Source organism: Peribacillus psychrosaccharolyticus ATCC 23296 (assembly GCF_000305495.1).
GTDB lineage: Bacteria > Bacillota > Bacilli > Bacillales > DSM-1321 > Peribacillus > Peribacillus psychrosaccharolyticus.
This window is the reverse complement of the sequence record NZ_AJTN02000211.1, coordinates 82,870-101,103: the sequence shown is the minus strand read 5'-3', so window position 1 is coordinate 101,103 and position 18,234 is coordinate 82,870. Positions and strand designations below refer to the sequence as shown.

At 39.6% G+C, this 18,234-nt stretch carries 11 protein-coding genes and 1 riboswitch; of the genes, 8 read left to right on the top strand and 3 right to left on the bottom strand.

Translation table 11 applies throughout. The annotated features are described in order from the left end of the window. Window positions 1-34 precede the first annotated feature (34 nt). Window positions 35-177: riboswitch (cyclic di-AMP (ydaO/yuaA leader) on the top strand. A 113-nt stretch (window positions 178-290) separates the two neighbouring features. The 7 genes from WYK_RS15525 (at window position 291) to WYK_RS15495 (ending at window position 14,495) form a co-directional block, all read left to right on the top strand. Next, window positions 291-2,117: an APC family permease gene (locus WYK_RS15525; RefSeq protein ID WP_040375377.1), complete on the top strand. Its 1,827-nt coding sequence runs from the start codon at window positions 291-293 to the stop codon at window positions 2,115-2,117. Window positions 2,118-2,796: 679 nt separating this feature from the next. Then, entirely contained in the window at window positions 2,797-4,032 is a 1,236-nt protein-coding gene (locus WYK_RS15520) for an NAD(P)/FAD-dependent oxidoreductase (protein WP_235782530.1), read from the top strand. A 162-nt stretch (window positions 4,033-4,194) separates the two neighbouring features. Continuing rightward, window positions 4,195-6,504 carry an alpha-xylosidase gene (yicI, locus tag WYK_RS15515; RefSeq protein ID WP_040375375.1) on the top strand — a complete coding sequence of 770 codons (2,310 nt, stop codon included), beginning with the start codon at window positions 4,195-4,197 and terminating at the stop codon, window positions 6,502-6,504. A gap of 45 nt (window positions 6,505-6,549) precedes the next feature. After that, window positions 6,550-8,583 carry a beta-galactosidase gene (locus tag WYK_RS15510; protein ID WP_040375374.1) on the top strand — a complete coding sequence of 678 codons (2,034 nt, stop codon included), beginning with the start codon at window positions 6,550-6,552 and terminating at the stop codon, window positions 8,581-8,583. Between the two features lie 22 nt (window positions 8,584-8,605). Next, a complete protein-coding gene (locus WYK_RS15505) occupies window positions 8,606-10,903 on the top strand; it encodes a glycosyl hydrolase family 95 catalytic domain-containing protein (protein WP_051387562.1) in 2,298 nt (765 codons plus the stop codon). A gap of 31 nt (window positions 10,904-10,934) precedes the next feature. Beyond that, window positions 10,935-11,642 (top strand): YesL family protein, encoded by a 708-nt coding sequence (locus WYK_RS15500; RefSeq protein WP_040375373.1) that lies wholly within the window; start codon window positions 10,935-10,937, stop codon window positions 11,640-11,642. 57 nt (window positions 11,643-11,699) lie between these two features. Further along, window positions 11,700-14,495: a glycoside hydrolase family 3 protein gene (locus WYK_RS15495; RefSeq protein WP_040375372.1), complete on the top strand. Its 2,796-nt coding sequence runs from the start codon at window positions 11,700-11,702 to the stop codon at window positions 14,493-14,495. 53 nt (window positions 14,496-14,548) lie between these two features. Here the strand turns inward: WYK_RS15495 and WYK_RS15490 are convergent, their stop codons facing one another. From WYK_RS15490 to WYK_RS15480, 3 genes are read right to left on the bottom strand one after another with little or no spacing between them, the layout of a single operon-like run. Further along, a complete protein-coding gene (locus WYK_RS15490; protein WP_040375371.1) occupies window positions 14,549-15,070 on the bottom strand; it encodes an NAD(P)H-dependent oxidoreductase in 522 nt (173 codons plus the stop codon). Between the two features lie 37 nt (window positions 15,071-15,107). Beyond that, complete coding sequence (locus WYK_RS15485; RefSeq protein WP_040375370.1) at window positions 15,108-16,610, bottom strand: ABC transporter permease; 1,503 nt, start codon at window positions 16,608-16,610, stop codon at window positions 15,108-15,110. A 49-nt stretch (window positions 16,611-16,659) separates the two neighbouring features. Further along, a complete protein-coding gene (locus WYK_RS15480; protein WP_051387561.1) occupies window positions 16,660-17,109 on the bottom strand; it encodes a MarR family winged helix-turn-helix transcriptional regulator in 450 nt (149 codons plus the stop codon). 679 nt (window positions 17,110-17,788) lie between these two features. Here WYK_RS15480 and WYK_RS25735 point away from each other — a divergent pair. Then, window positions 17,789-18,232: a cache domain-containing protein gene (locus WYK_RS25735; RefSeq protein WP_051387560.1), complete on the top strand. Its 444-nt coding sequence runs from the start codon at window positions 17,789-17,791 to the stop codon at window positions 18,230-18,232. The last annotated feature ends 2 nt before the right edge of the window (window positions 18,233-18,234 follow it).

Here is an 18,234-nt window from a genome sequence, read left to right as displayed (position 1 = left end):
TGGATAAGCGGGAGTATGATAATCAACAGTTTCATATTTCTTATCGCTGAATCTTAATAGAACGGAGGACCCATCGAATGCATTAGATTACTGCATGGGGTGAATCCTAATATAGGTAGGGCTCCTCTTATGGCCCGAATCCGACAGCTAACTCCGTAAGCGTAATGAAGAGAGGAAGGGTGAAGCTTGTGAGCTGAAAATAATAAGTCCACAAGGCTATTTACTATGCCTTGCGGGCTTTTTTTATGTCTGAAAACGCAGGTATATTACAGAATGTGGTGGTGTAAGTCATGTATTCCCCTATTAAACGATTTTTAATTGGCCGCCCTTTAAAGTCATCCGAGCTTGGAGAGCAAAAGTTAAATAAATTAAAGGCATTAGCGATTTTATCGTCCGATGCATTATCAAGTGTTGCATATGGTCCGGAGCAAGTATTATTAGTTCTAATGACAATTAGTGCCGTTGCGTTTTGGTTTTCGATCCCTATTGCGATCGGGGTATTGTTTTTACTGGCAGCACTGATTTTATCTTATAGGCAAATCATCTATGCCTATCCGCATGGTGGTGGAGCTTATGTAGTTTCTAAAGAAAACCTTGGAATCAATCCGGGATTAATTGCCGGAGGTTCCCTTTTAGTCGATTATATTCTGACAGTAGCAGTCAGTGTGTCCGCGGGAACGGACGCTATCACTTCTGCACTGCCATTTCTTCATTCCTATAACGTTTTAATTGCCATTTTGCTCGTCATTATCATTACTATTTTAAGTTTACGAGGGATAACAGAATCAGCGTCGATCTTAGCTTATCCCGTTTATTTATTTGTCATTGCTTTAGTCATTTTACTTGGTGCAGGTATAGTCAAGATAGTTACCGGAGATATACCATCTAATCTCCATTCACCCATCGGCACACCAGTTGCTGGTATTTCCTTATTTTTATTGATGCGTGCTTTTGCATCAGGATGTTCAGCATTGACAGGTGTTGAAGCTATCTCGAATGCCATTCCAAGTTTTAAAGATCCAGCACCAAAAAATGCAGCAAAAACCTTGACTATAATGGGAATTTTACTAGCGATTCTTTTTTCAGGTGTCATCTTTCTTGCGTACTATTATGGCGTTTCACCAAAAGAAAATGAAACAATAGTCTCGCAGCTTGCTTCACAAACCTTTGGACGTAGTTATTTGTATTACTTCATTCAGGGAACAACGGCATTGATCTTAATCTTGGCAGCAAATACGGGTTATTCAGCTTTCCCGCTTTTAGCGTTTAATCTGGCAAAGGATAACTATATTGCCCGGATGTTTTCCATTCGAGGAGACCGCTTAGGATACTCGAATGGCATTATCTTTCTTGGTGCGATGTCCATCTTGCTGATTCTAGCTTTTCAAGGAAATACCGAGAAATTAATCCCATTGTATGCGGTCGGGGTATTCATTCCCTTTACGCTGTCACAGACAGGCATGCTCGTTAAGTGGATTCGGGAAAAACCTAGCGGGTGGCAAATCAAATTAACGATTAATCTAGTGGGAGCTTTAATTAGTCTGCTTGTTCTGCTGATTTTTTTAATTACAAAATTTACTCAGGTATGGCCCGTGTTTATCTTCCTTCCGTTAATCGTTACTTGGTTTCACCAAATCAAGAAACACTATGAGTCTGTCGGTGAACAACTGAGAATCAAGGATTGTGCGGAAAGTCTGCCAATCATGGGGAATGTAATGATTATCCCGGTCGCTGGCATTACTCATGTCGTAGAAAATTCACTTGAATATGCGAAATCACTTGGAGTGGATCAAATTATCGCGGTAAATGTTTCATTTGAAAGGGAGGATGAACGGAAATTCGAAGAAAAATGGCAAAAGTGGCAGCCAGAAATCAGGCTGGTCACCTTACATTCTTCCTACCGAAGCATTATTCATCCACTAACTAAATTTATTGATACCATTGAACATAAAGCGAGCGAAATGAATTACAGAGTGACCGTCATGATTCCTCAATTTATACCAAAAAAGAACTGGCATAATATCTTGCATAATCAATCAAGTTTGCTGATCCGCGCGTATTTACTATATAAACGTAATGTCATCGTCACGACTGTACCATATCATTTGAAAAAATAACTGGGAAGATCGACTCTACGAAAAGCCATTTCTTTAGGGAAATGGTTTCAGTTTGTAGACAAAAGAGGTACGGAATGGTTCATTCCGTACCTCTTTTGGCATTTTTAACACATTTCATGGAATTTTCTCTGCTTATCAAGGCAACTAAGTCTCTAATAAGTACTGTTTTCCATCTTTAACATTGTATCTGCTTTCAGGATCACTTGTGTTCTACTTAATAATCTTTGATTCTTCCTGTTCGAACGGATTTGTCGGAAAGAGTTTTCTTCGTAATTCCCCCGATTTGGATTGATCTCCTCCTAAATTTGCTCTTGGGTAGCACGTGTTTCCATTTGAACGTCGGACTAAAATCCAAATTAAATTTAGAAAGACCGTTGATTGGAGTGTTGACGTGAAGACTCCTGCGGGAACAGCGGGACAGGTGAGATCCCGCAGGAGTGTAAGCATTGATGCGGCTCACCGCCCGCGGAAAGCGAAACGCCTTTCACTGCAATCAACAGCCGCATTTTAAAAACTAAAAAAGAAGACTGTAGACAAACTCGATTTCCACCCGAGTTTGTCTACAGTCTGAAGCCATTTCTTTAAGGAAATGGCTTTTTTCTTTGTTCAGCTTTTAGGAAGTTTGACTTAGACCAAAAAGAGGGAATAACGGAAGGTAGCTGAATTTCAGGAGGAATGGATGATGGACTTAAAGACAGGGAAAATGTTTTGGAGTGAAACATATAAGGATGCACCTAACTATCCGGAGCTTACAGAGAATATTGATTGTGATGTCTGTATTGTGGGGAGTGGGTCATCAGGCGCCCATTGTGCGTACTTTCTAGCAGAAACGGGCCTGAATGTCGTACTTGTTGATAAACGAGACATCGGAGCAGGCAGCACAATGGCAAATACGGGATTGCTGCAATATACCAATGATAAAACATTAACGTCATATATACATAGTTTTGGAGAAAAGGCAGGAGTACGTCATGTTCAATTATGTTTAGAGGCTATGAAAGTATTAGAACATACAGTGATTCCAAGTTTGGATGGCGATTCAGATTTTCGGAAGAGACAAAGTCTTTATTTTGCGTCCAGTAAAGAAGACGTGCCGATGTTGAAGGAAGAATACCAAAATCTAAAAAAATACGGTTTCCCGGTTGATTATTACACAAAGGAGGAAATCGCTGATACGTTTTCTTTTTCAAAATCTGCCGGACTTGTGACAAGTAACGATGCAGAAATTAATCCGTTTAAGCATGCACACGACTTGATTCAATATGCAGTGAATAAAGGGGTTCGCGTGTATGGGCATACAAACATTAACGGAAAAATCCTTAAAAACAATCATACTGAATTGTTCACGAGTTATGGCTGTTCAATTAAAGCAAAGTATGTAATATTTGCGACTGGGTACGAGGCACAGGAAGAAGTAAACGAGCAAAATGCAAAGGTCGTAAGCTCTTATGCCATAGCAACCAATCCTGTTGCGAATCTGGCAAATTGGAAAGAGGCGATGATGATTTGGGAAACCGCTCGTCCCTATCTCTATGCTCGACAGACGGTAGACAATCGGATTATCATTGGTGGACTTGACGAACAAACAAGGTATAGTGAAAAACGTGACTCCATGATTATTCATAAACGAGATGAATTACTCGATAAGCTGGTGGAATTATTTCCTGAACTAGCTGGACAAGTTAAAGCAGACTATTATTGGGGGGCTTCCTTTGGTGAAACGCATGATGGTTTGCCCACAATAGGCATGTATCAAGATTACCCAAATTGCTATTTCTTATTAGGCTATGGCGGGAATGGGACAGTCTATAGTGTGATATTGTCGCAGATTATCACTGATTTAATTCTAAAAGGCACGCACCCAGATCTTGATATATATCTTAAAGAACGCTCTTTTATTAAAGGGACCGCATAAGTAATCGATGTGACTAAATGCTCAGAGGCTAACTTCTGAGCATTTTCTTTTTAACTAAGATAAATCTAATTTTGCTCTGATTTTTTCAACAATTAGGTGGGTGTTTTACTCAAGAAATGAACGTTACAATTAAGAAAGGCATATACAGAATGGAGGATTACAATGAAATTTAGTAATGGAAACTGGTTGAATAAAGAAGGATATAAGCTCGAACATCCAATGGAATTATATGATGTCGAGAAAAAGGAAAGAAGTCTCACTGTTTATGCACCTTTTACGCCCATTATACATAGAGGAAAAACGTTAGACGGAGGAATGATGACTGTTGAATTATCATCCCCTTTGGAGGATGTAATTTGTGTGAAGCTGTCACATCATTCTGGAGGGATTGAGAGAGGGCCGCATTTTGAGCTTCATAAAGAAGATGTTCCTGTAGAAATTGAAGAAAATGAAGAAAAACTATTCTTCTCCAGCGGAAACCTTCACGCAGCTTTCCATAAAAAAGGCGATTGGAAACTTGAATTCTATAATGAAGAAAAGCAACTAGCAAGCAGCAGAGATATGGGAATGAGTTATATCGTGACCGACCAAAAGGAAGTCTTTATGCGTGAACAGCTTTCCTTGGATGTGGGTGAATTAATTTATGGGTTGGGTGAACGGTTTACCTCATTTGTGAAAAATGGTCAAACCGTTGATATCTGGAATGAAGACGGTGGAACTGGAAGTGAACAGGCCTATAAAAATATTCCCTTTTATCTCAGTAATAAAGGGTATGGGGTGTTTGTTAATCACCCTGAACGAGTTTCCTTTGAGGTTGGTTCAGAAAAAGTGTCAAAAGTACAATTCAGCGTTGAAGGTGAAAGTTTAGAATACTACATTATAAATGGTCCTGAACCAAAGCAGGTTTTAGAAAAGTATACGGTATTGACTGGAAAACCAAGTCTCCCGCCTGCATGGACATTTGGTTTATGGCTAAGCACCTCGTTTACCACGAATTATGATGAAGAAACGGTAACAAAATTTATAAATGGAATGGAAGAAAGAGATATTCCGTTAGATGTTTTTCATTTTGATTGTTTTTGGATGAAGGAATTTGAATGGTGTAATTTTCTGTGGGATGACCGGGTATTTCCAGAACCGGAGAAAATGCTGATGAGACTAAAAGAAAAAGGTTTGAAAATCTGTCTATGGATTAATCCGTACATTGCTCAAAAGTCACCACTGTTTAAAGAAGCAAGTGAAAAAGGATACCTTCTCAAAAAGACTGACGGAAGTGTATGGCAATGGGATAAATGGCAGGCAGGTTTAGGGATTGTAGACTTCACAAACCCGGAAGCGAGCAGCTGGTTTGAGCATAAATTGGCAGGATTGATTGATATGGGGGTCGATTCTTTTAAAACGGACTTTGGCGAGAGAATTCCGACCGATGTCTGTTATTATGATGGATCTGATCCTAAGAAAATGCATAATTATTATGCCTATTTATATAACAAAGTCGTATTTGATTTATTAGAAAAGAAGGCAGGCAAAGGTCAAGCAGCCCTATTTGCCCGCTCGGCATCAGTCGGCAGTCAGAAGCTTCCTGTACACTGGGGCGGGGATTGCTGGGGAACGTACCCGTCCATGGCTGAATCATTACGCGGCGGGTTATCGTTTGGTTTATCAGGATTTAGTTTCTGGAGTCATGATATTGCTGGATTTGAACAAGGAGCCACTCCAGATCTATACAAACGCTGGACGCAATTTGGTTTATTGTCTTCTCATAGTCGTTATCATGGCAATACAGAATATAAGGTTCCATGGCTTTATGATGAAGAAGCCGTTGATGTTACGCGTGTGTTTACAAAATTAAAAAACACCTTAATGCCTTATTTATACCGCATTGCCTGTGAATCTACTCTTACAGGGGTACCGATGATGAGAGCGATGGTACTAGAATTTATTGAGGATGAAACCTGTCATTACTTGGATAGACAGTACATGCTTGGCGATTCATTATTAGCGGCTCCTATATTTAATGACCAAGGCATCGTAAAATACTATCTTCCTAAAGGCAAATGGACGAACTTCTTAACCAATCAGGTAGTTGAGGGAGAAAAATGGCACACAGAGGAACATGGCTATCTGACACTGCCATTGATGGCTAAAGAAAATTCCATAATTGCGGTCGGGTCGGTAGAAAGCACGGCTGATTATGATTATCTTTCTGACGTTACTTTTCATGTTTTTGAATTAGCAGCTGGTTCGCTTATCTCTACGGATTTATATAGTAATACGGGAATAAAAACGGGCTGGGCAGAAGCAAAGCGAGAAGGGAATACAATCGTGTTCAAAGTGAGTGAGACGGTGAAAAATTATTCTGTTTTATTAAGAAATATCACAGAAGCATCGGTGAGCAGTGGAATCACAGAAGTTACAAACGACGGGATTGTCCTTAAGGCAGAGGAGAATATCGTTGAGATTACTCTCTAACGACAAGATGGTAAGCGCTTTCTATTAGGTGAGGAGGAAACCTGAATGATTCATGAAAAAATAAAAAAAATTGCTTTTGGAGGAGATTATAATCCAGAGCAGTGGCCAGAGGAAATTTGGAAAGAGGATATGAGGATTACGAAGCTTGCGGATATTGATATTATGACGATTAATGTTTTCGCTTGGGCGATCCTGCAACCTAATGAAGACACGTATGATTTTAGTCTGCTCGATCAAGTAATGGATATGTTGGAACAAGAACAGATAAATGTTTGTCTTGGCACAAGTACGGCCGTTCATCCTGCCTGGATGGCAGCCAAATATGAAGATGTTCTTCGGGTTGACTTTGATGGAAGGAAGCGGAAATTCGGATTGCGGCATAACTCCTGTCCTAATAGCCCGACCTTTCAAAAGTATTCGACGAAATTAGCAGAAAAACTGGCAGAACGTTATCAAAATCACCCAGCTCTTGTGCTATGGCATGTCTCGAACGAATATGGCGGGGATTGCTATTGTGATAATTGTGAAAAAGCTTTTCGCGTTTGGCTGAAGAATAAATACCAATCGTTAGCAGAGCTAAATCGAGTATGGAATACTTCGTTTTGGGGTCATACCTTCTATGATTGGGATGAAATCGTCCTTCCCAATAATTTAAGCGAACATTTAGGCAGCTATGATTATACCGCGTTCCAAGGCATTTCATTGGATTATCGCCGGTTTAATTCAGATAGTATGCTAGAATGCTACAAAATGGAGTATAATGCCTTGAAAAAATTCACACCTGACGTATTAGTAACAACTAATTTAATGGGTGCATATAAACAATTAGATTATCAAAAATGGGCGAAATATATGGATATTATCTCTTGGGACAGTTACCCATCGGTAGATTCTCAAATCAGCCAAGAGGCGATGAAGCATGATTTAATGCGCGGTTTAAAACAAGGTGATCCGTTCATGTTAATGGAGCAGACACCAAGTGTCACAAACTGGCAGCCTTATAATGCCTTAAAGAGGCCTGGTGTCATGCGGCTTTGGAGTTATCAAGCCGTTGCTAGGGGAGCAGATACCATAATGTTCTTTCAAATTCGCCGATCCATTGGTGCCTGTGAAAAGTTTCATGGTGCGGTCATTGATCATGTCGGTCATGAGCATACAAGGGTATTTAGAGAATGTGCTGCGCTCGGCCATGAGTTAACCGTTCTTGGTGATCAGATTATCAATTCGCGTATTCAGGCGAAAGCAGCCATTGTGTTTGATTGGGACAATTGGTGGGCGGTAGAGTTATCAAGCGGACCGAGCCGGGATTTGAATTATTTTGATGAGGTATCGAAATATTACCAAGCTTTTTATGAACAAAATATTCAGGTGGATATGATTGGTGTGGATGATCCAATTGATCAATATTCACTAGTCATCGCTCCTGTTCTGTACATGACAAAAGATGGTTTTGCACAAAAGATAGAAGAATATACAGCTGAAGGTGGAACGTTTGTCACCACATTTTTTAGCGGGATTGTTGATGAACATGACCTTGTGATTACAGGGGGGTATCCTGGTCAGCTAAGAAAGATTCTAGGAATTTGGGTAGAAGAGATTGATGCCCTGCCGCCCGGACGAACCAATGAAATCGTGATGCAGGAAAACAGCGTGTTAGGGAATACGCATTATTCTTGTTCGTTACTTTGTGACCTTCTTCATACTGAAGGGGCGGAAGTAATGGCAGTGTATGGACAAGATTTTTATCAAGGTACACCATGTGTGACTAGACATTCCTTTGGCAAAGGCAGTGCCTGGTATATTGCTTCAAGCCCAGAGCAGTCTTTCTTAGATGATTATATTCGCTCAATTTGTGAGGAAAGCGGAATTCAACCGGTATTAGGAAAAGCTGTACCTAAGGGAGTTGAGGTGACGAAAAGAATAAAAAATGATAAGGAACTCATCTTTATTTTAAACCATAATGAAAAGGAAGAAAGAATTGAATTAGCTGATGAATATATCGATTTAGTATCGAAAAAACACTATCAATATGCAGTAGAGATAGCAGCTAAAGATGTCCGAATTATTGTGAAAAAATAGGTGGCAAGGGAGGTGAGAGGGTATGTATGCGAAACATGGTGCGTACAGTACGGAACCGGCGGAAATATGGGAATCCGCCAATGTAACGGGAAATGGAGAAATGGGTGCCATGCATTTTGGACTACCACACAAAGAGAAGGTAGTCGTGAATCATGCTGAATTATTTTTACCGGCTGATGCTAAACAGGATATGCCTGATATGTCAGATTGTTTGGAGGAAGTTCGTCGAATCAGCCGGAACGAGGGCTATCTTGCTTCACATGAATTTTTCATCAAAAAAGGAGAAGAACGCGGTCATACCATCGTCCATACAGATTCCTTTCATCCAGGCTTTTTTCTCGAAATTGATCAAGCTCCTGTCGATACAATCGAAGACTATTTTCGAGGTGTCGATTTTTCAACAGGGGAAATCATCTCCTCATGGAGAGAGGGGAAAGTTGAGTTTAAACGAAAACTGTTTGCTTCCAGGCCGGACAAGATGATTGTTATGTCTATTACTAGTAATGAGCCGATGCCGCTAGTAGCGTTAAGAATGGAAGAGATTAATCATCCTGGTATGGAAGTCTCAATCAGGTATGAAGACGACATGATTATAAGCAGACATTTATATACCAAAGGGAGAGGAGGGTATGATAGTTTTGTTAAAATCAGTCCTATAGAGGGTGAACTTGTGACTGATCCAAATCAGATGACTGTTTCTGGTGCGAATGAAATACTAGTGATGATGAAAATCATCCCGTTTGCTGAAGGAAGCCAAACTTACTTGGTAAACTTTGAAGAACTAGACGGTAGTTATAAGGAATTGAAAGCCTCACATATAAATGTACATGGCGCCCTTTTTAATAGAGTCTCCTTGGATCTGGACGGTGGTGAGAAGCGAAGCTGGAGCACGGATGAATTGTTAGCTGCTGTTCGAAACGAAAAAGAAGTGTCTATGGCTCTGGTAGAAAAGCTGTTTGACGCTGGCAGGTATATGTTTATTTCGAGTGCGGGCCTAAGACCTCCCAACCTTCAGGGGATATGGACTGGGACCTGGAATCCTTCCTGGTCTTCTGATTATACACTGGATACCAATCTGCAGTTGGCAATGGCTTCGGTATTCAGTGGAAATATGATGGAAGGAATGAAACCATTTGTTACCTTGATAGAATCGTTTCTAGAAGACTTTCGCTATAATGCACGTATGCTTTTTGGCTGTAGAGGGATTTTATCTGGAATTCGTGCGTCAACTAGCGGAAAACATTTGCATTGGGGAGATTCCAGCTGGGGGGACCGGGAGTGTGATACCTTTTTCGGCGCTTTTTGGACGTGCGGAGCGGGGTGGCTTGCCCATTGGTTTTATGATTATTATCTATATACTGGGGATCAGGAGTTCCTAAAGGATCATACCGTGCCCTTATTAAAAGAAGTGGTACAGTTTTATGAAGATTTCCTTTATGAAGACCAAGAGGGCAGCTATCTGTTTAATCCTTCTTATTCAGCTGAAAATGGGATAGCGGCCAATAGTACCCAGGATATTGCTGTTGCAAAAGAAGTGTTGACGCATTTAATCGATTCATGCCAATTACTTGGGGTAGAAGAGAAGTCTATTCCTAAATGGAGGAATATGATTGAAAAACTCCCGCCTTATTTGATCAATGAAGAGGGAGCCTTGAAGGAATGGGCGGTATGGGATCATGAGGATAATTATAACCACCGGCATTTTTCCCATCTCTATCCTCTTTTCCAAAGCTATGAATTTTCTAAAGAGAAAACACCAGAACTGTGGGAGGCATCAACCATTGCCCTGCAGAAGAAAATGGAACATTGGCTATATAATCCGAGTACAGATACTTCTTCACATGGGCGAATGCATGCTGGACTAGCAGCTGCAAGACTTGGCATGGGGGATACGGTATGGGATATTTTACGGATGATGGCAGCAGGCGGAGCAATTTACCCCAGTCTCATGACGGCTCATTATGATGAATATAACGTATTTAATGTAGATGCGAACGGAAGTATCCCTGAGTTAATTCACAATTTATTACTCTTCTCTTTACCGGGAAAGATTGATCTTTTACCTGCACTTCCCACATTTGTCACGCGAGGGAAAATAACAGGTACTCGTTGCCGGGGGCAAATCTATGTTAATTCCTTTGAGTGGGACCTTGAGAAACGACACATAGAACTTACAATCACATCGGAAATTAATCAGGAAATAGTCATTAGTCTATTTAGAAATAATGAAGAATGGAGTTTACTAGGTGAGTCAAACCAGCCTAATGAATGGAAGATAGCATTAACAGCAGGAAAGCCTTGCACTTTAAGATGGAAATAGAATCAGACTTGCATAGAGGGAGGAGTTCATAATGGAATTGGGCAATATGATGGGCGGTTTTTACAAAGTATCGGTTTGGGTTTTACGGTTCTTGCTAACCAATTTAATTTGGCTTCTATTCAATGTCCCAATCGTTCTAGTGGGGATGAATTTCTTATCGGCTGATCTATCTGATTTACTTGTGCTGACCCTAACGATCGCTGTGTTAGCCCCATTTATCTTATTTCCTGCCACAACCGCTTTGTTTGGGGTGGTAAGAAAATGGGTGATGGGGGATGCAGAAATTCCGATTTTCACAACCTTTTTAACCTGTTATAAAGAGAATTATCTGAGAAGTATGATTGGCGGAGTGGTATTTGGCTTAGTATGGATCGGATGGGCCATGAATTATTATTTATTTGTTTATGAGAATCCTGGATTAGCAGTTGTGATCTATAGTTTATTTACCATGATTTTATTTACCTGGACTGTCTACTTTTTTTCTTACAATGTGCACTTTGAAGTTCCTTTTTTAACATCAGTGAAGAACTCGTTCATCCTTGCAGTAGGAAGACCCTTTTCGGTTCTCGGAGTTGTTATGGTGAATGGAGTGATTGTATATATCAGTACCACGTTAACTTTTCTTTTTCCGTTTTTTATCGGTTCAATTACCGCCTTTTTATCTTTCATGTTCTTTTACCGGCTGGCCCAAAAAGCGATTTACCAGCAATCTGCTAAACCCGTTATGCAAGAGTTATAGAGTATAAAAGAAAGCGCTTTACTATACTATGTTCAGGAAAAGAAAGTGAGGAAACTTATGAATCACACAGATACCTATCTTTTTCAAAATCCTGAGGCATTGCTTGAGGATCGTGTTAATCATTTAGTGTCTCTATTCACACTTGAAGAAAAGATTAATCTTATGTGTCAATATCAAGAAGAGATTCCAAGACTAGGGGTTCGTAAATATAAGCATGGTACAGAAGGCGCGCATGGGATTGCATGGCTTGGAAAAGCAACGGTTTTTCCACAGAATATCGGGTTAGCTTGCACTTGGAATGAAGAATTAATGAAGAAAGTAGGCTCGGTGATTGCAGATGAAGCACGAATTTACTACCAGCAGGATCCTGAAAAAAACGGTTTGACAATTTGGGCACCGACAGTAGATATGGAAAGAGATCCAAGATGGGGGCGGACCGAAGAAGCCTATGGAGAAGATCCATATTTAACAGGGAGACTGACGACGGAGCTCATCAAAGGGATGCAAGGCGACCATCCAAAATATCTAAAAGCAGCAGCTACATTGAAGCATTTCTTAGGAAACAATAATGAAGTGGATCGCGGCGAATGTTCGGTAAGTATCGATCCTCGTAATATGAGAGAGTATTACTTGAAGGCATTTGAGATGCAGATTAAAGAAGGAAAAGCTCAATCCATTATGACGGCATACAATGCCGTAAATGGAACGTTGTGTAACATGAATCCGGAAGTAAATAAGATCATTAAACAGGAATGGGGCATGGACGGATTTGTTGTTAGTGATGCAGGCGATGTTCTAGGTTCGGTCAATGAACACCATTATGTAGAATCATATGCAATGGCTGTCGCACTATCAATTAAAAATGGTATTGATAGTATAACGGATGACCAAGATATCTCGCTTCGGGCTATTCGCGATGCATTAGAACAAGGCTATCTTCAGGAAGAGGATTTAGATAGAGCGTTAAGAAATACATTTAGAGTCCGCTTTCGTCTCGGTGAGTTCGACCCAGACGAACTAAACCCATACAGTAACATCCCAGAAGAAAAGCTTGCTTCAAAAGAGAATGCTAGTCTTTCATTAACCGCCGCTAGAGAGGGAATTGTGTTATTAAAGAATGACTCGTTACTCCCATTAACCAAACAAAAAACCGCCGTACTGGGTCCCCTTGCTAATGAAGTATATACGGATTGGTACAGCGGGACCCCTCCCTATATGATTACGCCTCTTGCAGGGATTCAGCAAAAGCTTGATGGTGAAGTCTTATATTGTGATGGCAGTAATCGAATCAAGCTTCGTTCAAAGTTGAATGGTCAATATATCATGGTCGATCCTGAAACAAAACGGTTAGTATGTAATGAAGCTGAAGCTGAAACTGAGACATTCATTTATACCGACTGGGGCTGGGGCAATAAGACGCTGCGCGCAGAGAGTAACCATCTGTTTGTAACGATTGATGATGACGGCTGCTTAACGGCGAGTGCCGCTGAAGCAAAAGGCTGGTTTGTAAAGGAAGTTTTTCATACAAAGACGGTAAACGAGGGGATTCAGCTATTTTCATGGGATCAAAAGCCAATAAGTATGGATGAAATTGGCTCGTTACTCGTTCAAGGAAATGAATGTATAGACTTTAGTATAGAAATAGTTGAGAACGGTATTGAAACAGCTGTTGAAGCTGCAAAGAGTGCTGAAACGGCGATTGTGTTTGTTGGAAATAATCCATTTATCAATGGAAAAGAGTGTGTTGACCGTGAAGATATTACTCTGCCGCCGCAACAGGAAACCTTAATTCAGGAAGTAATGAAAGTAAATCCTAATACGGTGGTCGTGATGGTCGGAAGCTATCCATTTGCAGTGAATTGGATTCAGGAACATGTACCAGCGGTTCTGTATACCTCCCATGCAGGGCAAGAACTTGGCCGTGCAGTTACAGATGTAGTATTTGGAGAATATAATCCTGCAGGCAGAGTAAATATGACGTGGTATTCATCGATTAAACAGCTTCCCGATTTGATGGATTATGACATTATTAAAGGGAAGAGAACGTATCAATACTTTGATTCAAAACCGCTCTATCCTTTCGGTCATGGCTTATCTTATACAACATTCAGTTATCGGGATTTACAGCTTACAAAGGAATCGATGACAAAAGATGAAAAACTAACCGTGACAGTCAGTATTACGAATAACGGTGAAAGAAAAGGGGATGAAGTTGTTCAGCTCTATGTACGTGCAGACCGTTCAAGAGTAAAACGGGCGCTTAAAACATTAAAAGGCTTTAAACGGATTTCGCTTGAGCCGGGTGAAAGTAAACAGGTTACATTTGAACTGAACGCTGAAGATCTTGCTTTTTGGGATGTAACTCAAGATAGATATTGTGTCGAGGATGGTCGTTATACCATTATGATTGGAAGCTCATCACAAACAATCATTCTCGAGAAGAAATTCACGGTGGCAGGAGAACAAATTCCGCCTAGAAGTATCAGTCATCGAGTAAATGCAATAAATTATGATGATTATCAGGAAGTGTTTTTAGCTGAATGTACGGAAGGCGGTCATTCAATTAGAAACAAGGACGGGGAAAGTTGGATAACTTTTCATGAAGTAGAGCTTAGCAAGCACTATAAAACAATAAAAATTAGAGCGGCAAACGGAGGGCAACAAGCTGAGCTTGAAGTTCGCAGAGATTCAGTCACCGGCCCCTTATTGTGTGCATGCACAATTCCACCAACCGGAGGTTATCAAGCTTGGACCACGGTCGAAGAAAAAATAGCTGTAGAACAAGATAGCATTCATGATCTTTACCTGGTGTTTAAAGGGGAGATTCAATTGGCATGGATGGTGGCTGAATAGCAAAGTAAAAAGAGGCTGCCGAGTCATAGAAATGACTCGGCAGCCTCTTTCCTTTATATCATTTTTTTCGTTAATTCAGTGACACGCTTTCCTAGTGCCATCCCAAGTGCTTTATCTTGTTCGGTTATAAGTACTTCACTTTCTACTGGGCAAGAAATGCCTACACCATAATACGAACCATATAGGGCGTTTTCTGGAATGTTCCCTGGTAAACCGGTAATAATCATCCCTTGATGAAGCATAGGGGTGATTAGGTTTAATAGGGTAGCTTCTAATCCACCATGTGTGGTTGCAGTTGTGCAGAATACGGCCCCAACTTTATTAATCAATTGTCCTTTAGCCCAAAGATAGCCCAGCTTATCAATCCATGCTTTTAAACCTGCACTTATGGATCCAAAATGACCAGGGCACCCCCAAATAATTGCATCCATATTTGGTAGCTCACGTACATCCGCTTCATTAACATGTTGGATTAATACTGTTGCTTTTTCCGTTTTTTCTACACCGAGGGCAATAGCCTTTGCCAAGGCTTCTGTATGTCCGCCTTCACTATCATATACAACTAAAATATTCACAAACATACCTCCATTACTTTCGATTTTCAAAGGGACACTAGTTTTGTTTATTAATCATGATTAAAGCTTGACGAAATACATCATCATTCATGCCATTTTGAGTGGTATCGTTAGACTCCTGGACGGTAAAGTTAAGAAGCGCTTGACGATACCAATCATCATCTGTGTCATTTTGGTTTTTAGATAAAGAAATCATAGTTGCTTTAACAGATTGGGTTGAAGGTGTCTTTTCCACTAGTTCCCTCGAAATAGGAGTACTTGTTTGAACTACACGATTCGATTGTTCTTCCGTTTCTGCTTTACTAGCTTGTATTCCAGAAGGTGACGGTTCATTTTGTGCAGCCGATTCTTTTTTATGGGTACGATAAGTAAAGCTAAGGCAGATAACGATAAACACCACCAAGTAGCTAAAAAGGAACCAAAGAGCTGTGTCAAGACCCGCTTCCATATTTCCGTTGAAATAAAGTAATGATTTCAAACCGTCTTCTATATAACGAGTAGGTAAGATAGTACTTACAAAACGGTGGAAATCAGGTAAACCTGTTAATGGGACTGCTCCTCCGCTTCCGAAAATCCCTAAAATGTTTATCGGGAACATCACCAGAATTCCCCATGTTCCAAAAAATAGACTCAGCATTTTGAACATGAAAAACATTGTAAGTGTACCTAAAATCGTGAATAACCAAATCGGCCAGACGCTTATTGAATGGCTGCTATTAAAGAATCCAAATACAACAACCATTAATGCGGATGACGTTAGAATCATTAAAATAACGCCTAGAAGCATTTCGGTTAGTTGGACAGTTAATGAACTAAGGGCTAGGCCTCTTTCTCTCATTCGCTCACTTATTTTACTCATATACCCATTAATCATTTGCGTCCCCATAAATCCAGTAATAGATGCAATAAGCACCAACACGAATGGGGTCATTCCTTTATTTAGGTCCTTAGGAAGGCCAAGAACATTTGAGGATGTAGTGGTAATGGGCCGTTCTAATAAATTGGCGGCTTGTGGAGAAACTTGTTTATTAGCTTTAATCAATTCTTGCTTTAGCTCACCGCTAATATCCGCTGAAGCTGAAGCGGCCAATGATTGAAGAATGGAAGGAGCTATCGATGAGACAAGCTGTCCGCCGCCTTCGTTGAGCAAGATTTTAACCTCTACTGCTTTCGGTAGCTCTTTCCCGGACAATAAGGCATCGTGAATCTTAGTAATTTGATTAGAATAATTGGCCGGAATAATCAAGGCGCCATTTGCTTTATTTTCTTTGATAGCCTGTCTGGCTTTTTTCTCGCTTGTTTCAGACATCCATTTCAACGAATGTCCGTCTTGAGATTGAGGAATGGATGCAAAAATCTTTTTCCCATCGATTTGTTCAGAAAAATCTTTATCTTCATTAACAATAATTAATGGGAAATCGGTTAAATTTTGGTCGGCGCCTTTAAAGACAGGTAAATATACGCTAACCATAGCTAACATGATCAGCACAATTATCCAAATAGGTCTCCAAACCACTTTTATTTTTAATAAATCTTTCAAATGTATCATTCTCCTTAAAAAAAATTGAAACGAGTAGGGTGTTTAATCGTCAGGTTGGTTCTTTGAATCTCTTGTTCATAATACGCGCCATCAAATAAAGAATTTCCCGATCATCCTGATCCATGTCTTCAAAAAAAGTAATAGCAAAAGAGTTATCTACCGAGTAAGAAGCGATGCTGGTTCCATCCTCAGTTAATTGAATGCGTTGACTTCTTCTATCTTCAGGGTTGTTTACACGCTTAACTAAGCCTTTTTTCTCCAACGCATCGACTAAATACGTGATCGATGCTGCTTTTAAGTTTAAATGCTGTGCCAATTGAATCGATGAGCATGCGTTCTCCCGTTCGATATAACTTAATATTGAATATTGATTGAGCGTCAACTCATGATTTCTCAAATGGCTGGCGAATGCTTTAAACCGAGTGTTAGCCAATTTCTTAGTTAAATCAGTATAAACACTTACTAACATGTCGACTGTAATCTCCATATTCTCCTTCAAAATAACACAACCCCTTTAAAGCGATAAAATAAATAATACTTTAAATGTTCTAAGCTGTAAACAAATATTTTCCCATATTTATAATGAATGACGATAATATAGTTCGAAATGTCTAAGTTTATTGTGTGTGAATTCACAAACTGTTGTATCAAGGTATTCGCATAGGCAGGATATAGGAATATGAACCAAATTAATAAATAAATGTAGATGTTGGTGTTTGAGGAAAAAATATTGCATGAAGAAAGGACAATGATAAAGAGAGTAATTAAAAAAAATAATATATTCTGATATTAAATATAGTCATTCACTAATTTTGACATGAAAAGTTATTATATATATCCCTATTTTTCCCTATTTTAATTATATTGCAGTAAGATATAATTAACGAAAGCGCTTACTAAAAAAAGTTGGAGAATCTCTCATGCAATCTTTTATGTTAAAACGAATTAATAATATGAACATGCGGGATAAGCTGATCTTGATGTTGATTGTATCGGTGTTAATTCCCATTATGATAGTGGGCATTTTTTCTAACGTATGAATTAAGAGAAAATGCCATTTTGGATGCAGTAGATCAATCACTCACGAATGTAGAAAGGGTAAAAAAAGAACAGCTGAAGTCTTAAAAGTTCCTATCTATATTTCAGATGGACTTCAATTTGACCAGCAGCTAAGCACCTTGGCAAATACACAGTTCAAGTCGACCTATCAAGTAGTAAATGCCTATCGTGATTATGATAAGTTTTCTTACTATCTTCAGTATTATCCAGAAATCTCAAAAATTCGTTTGTATATGGATAATCCTACATTGATTAATAACTGGGACTTTATTCCTGCTGACGCAGAAATTAAAAAAAGACAATGGTTTCAAGCGGCTGAGAAAGAAGCAGGCTATATTCGTTGGTTTTATACACAAGATGAAACAAAAAATGATCAACCTTATTTAAGTCTAGTCAGACGTATTAACTTTTTAGACTATAATACGTTTGGGATGCTGGTTATTACTATTAACCCAAGTCAATTAAACTGGATATTAAATCAAGAAGCATTTCTCACCATGCTTATAGATGACAATAACACGGTGGTTGCCTCTAACCAAAAAATAAAATTGGTAAACAGTTGAAT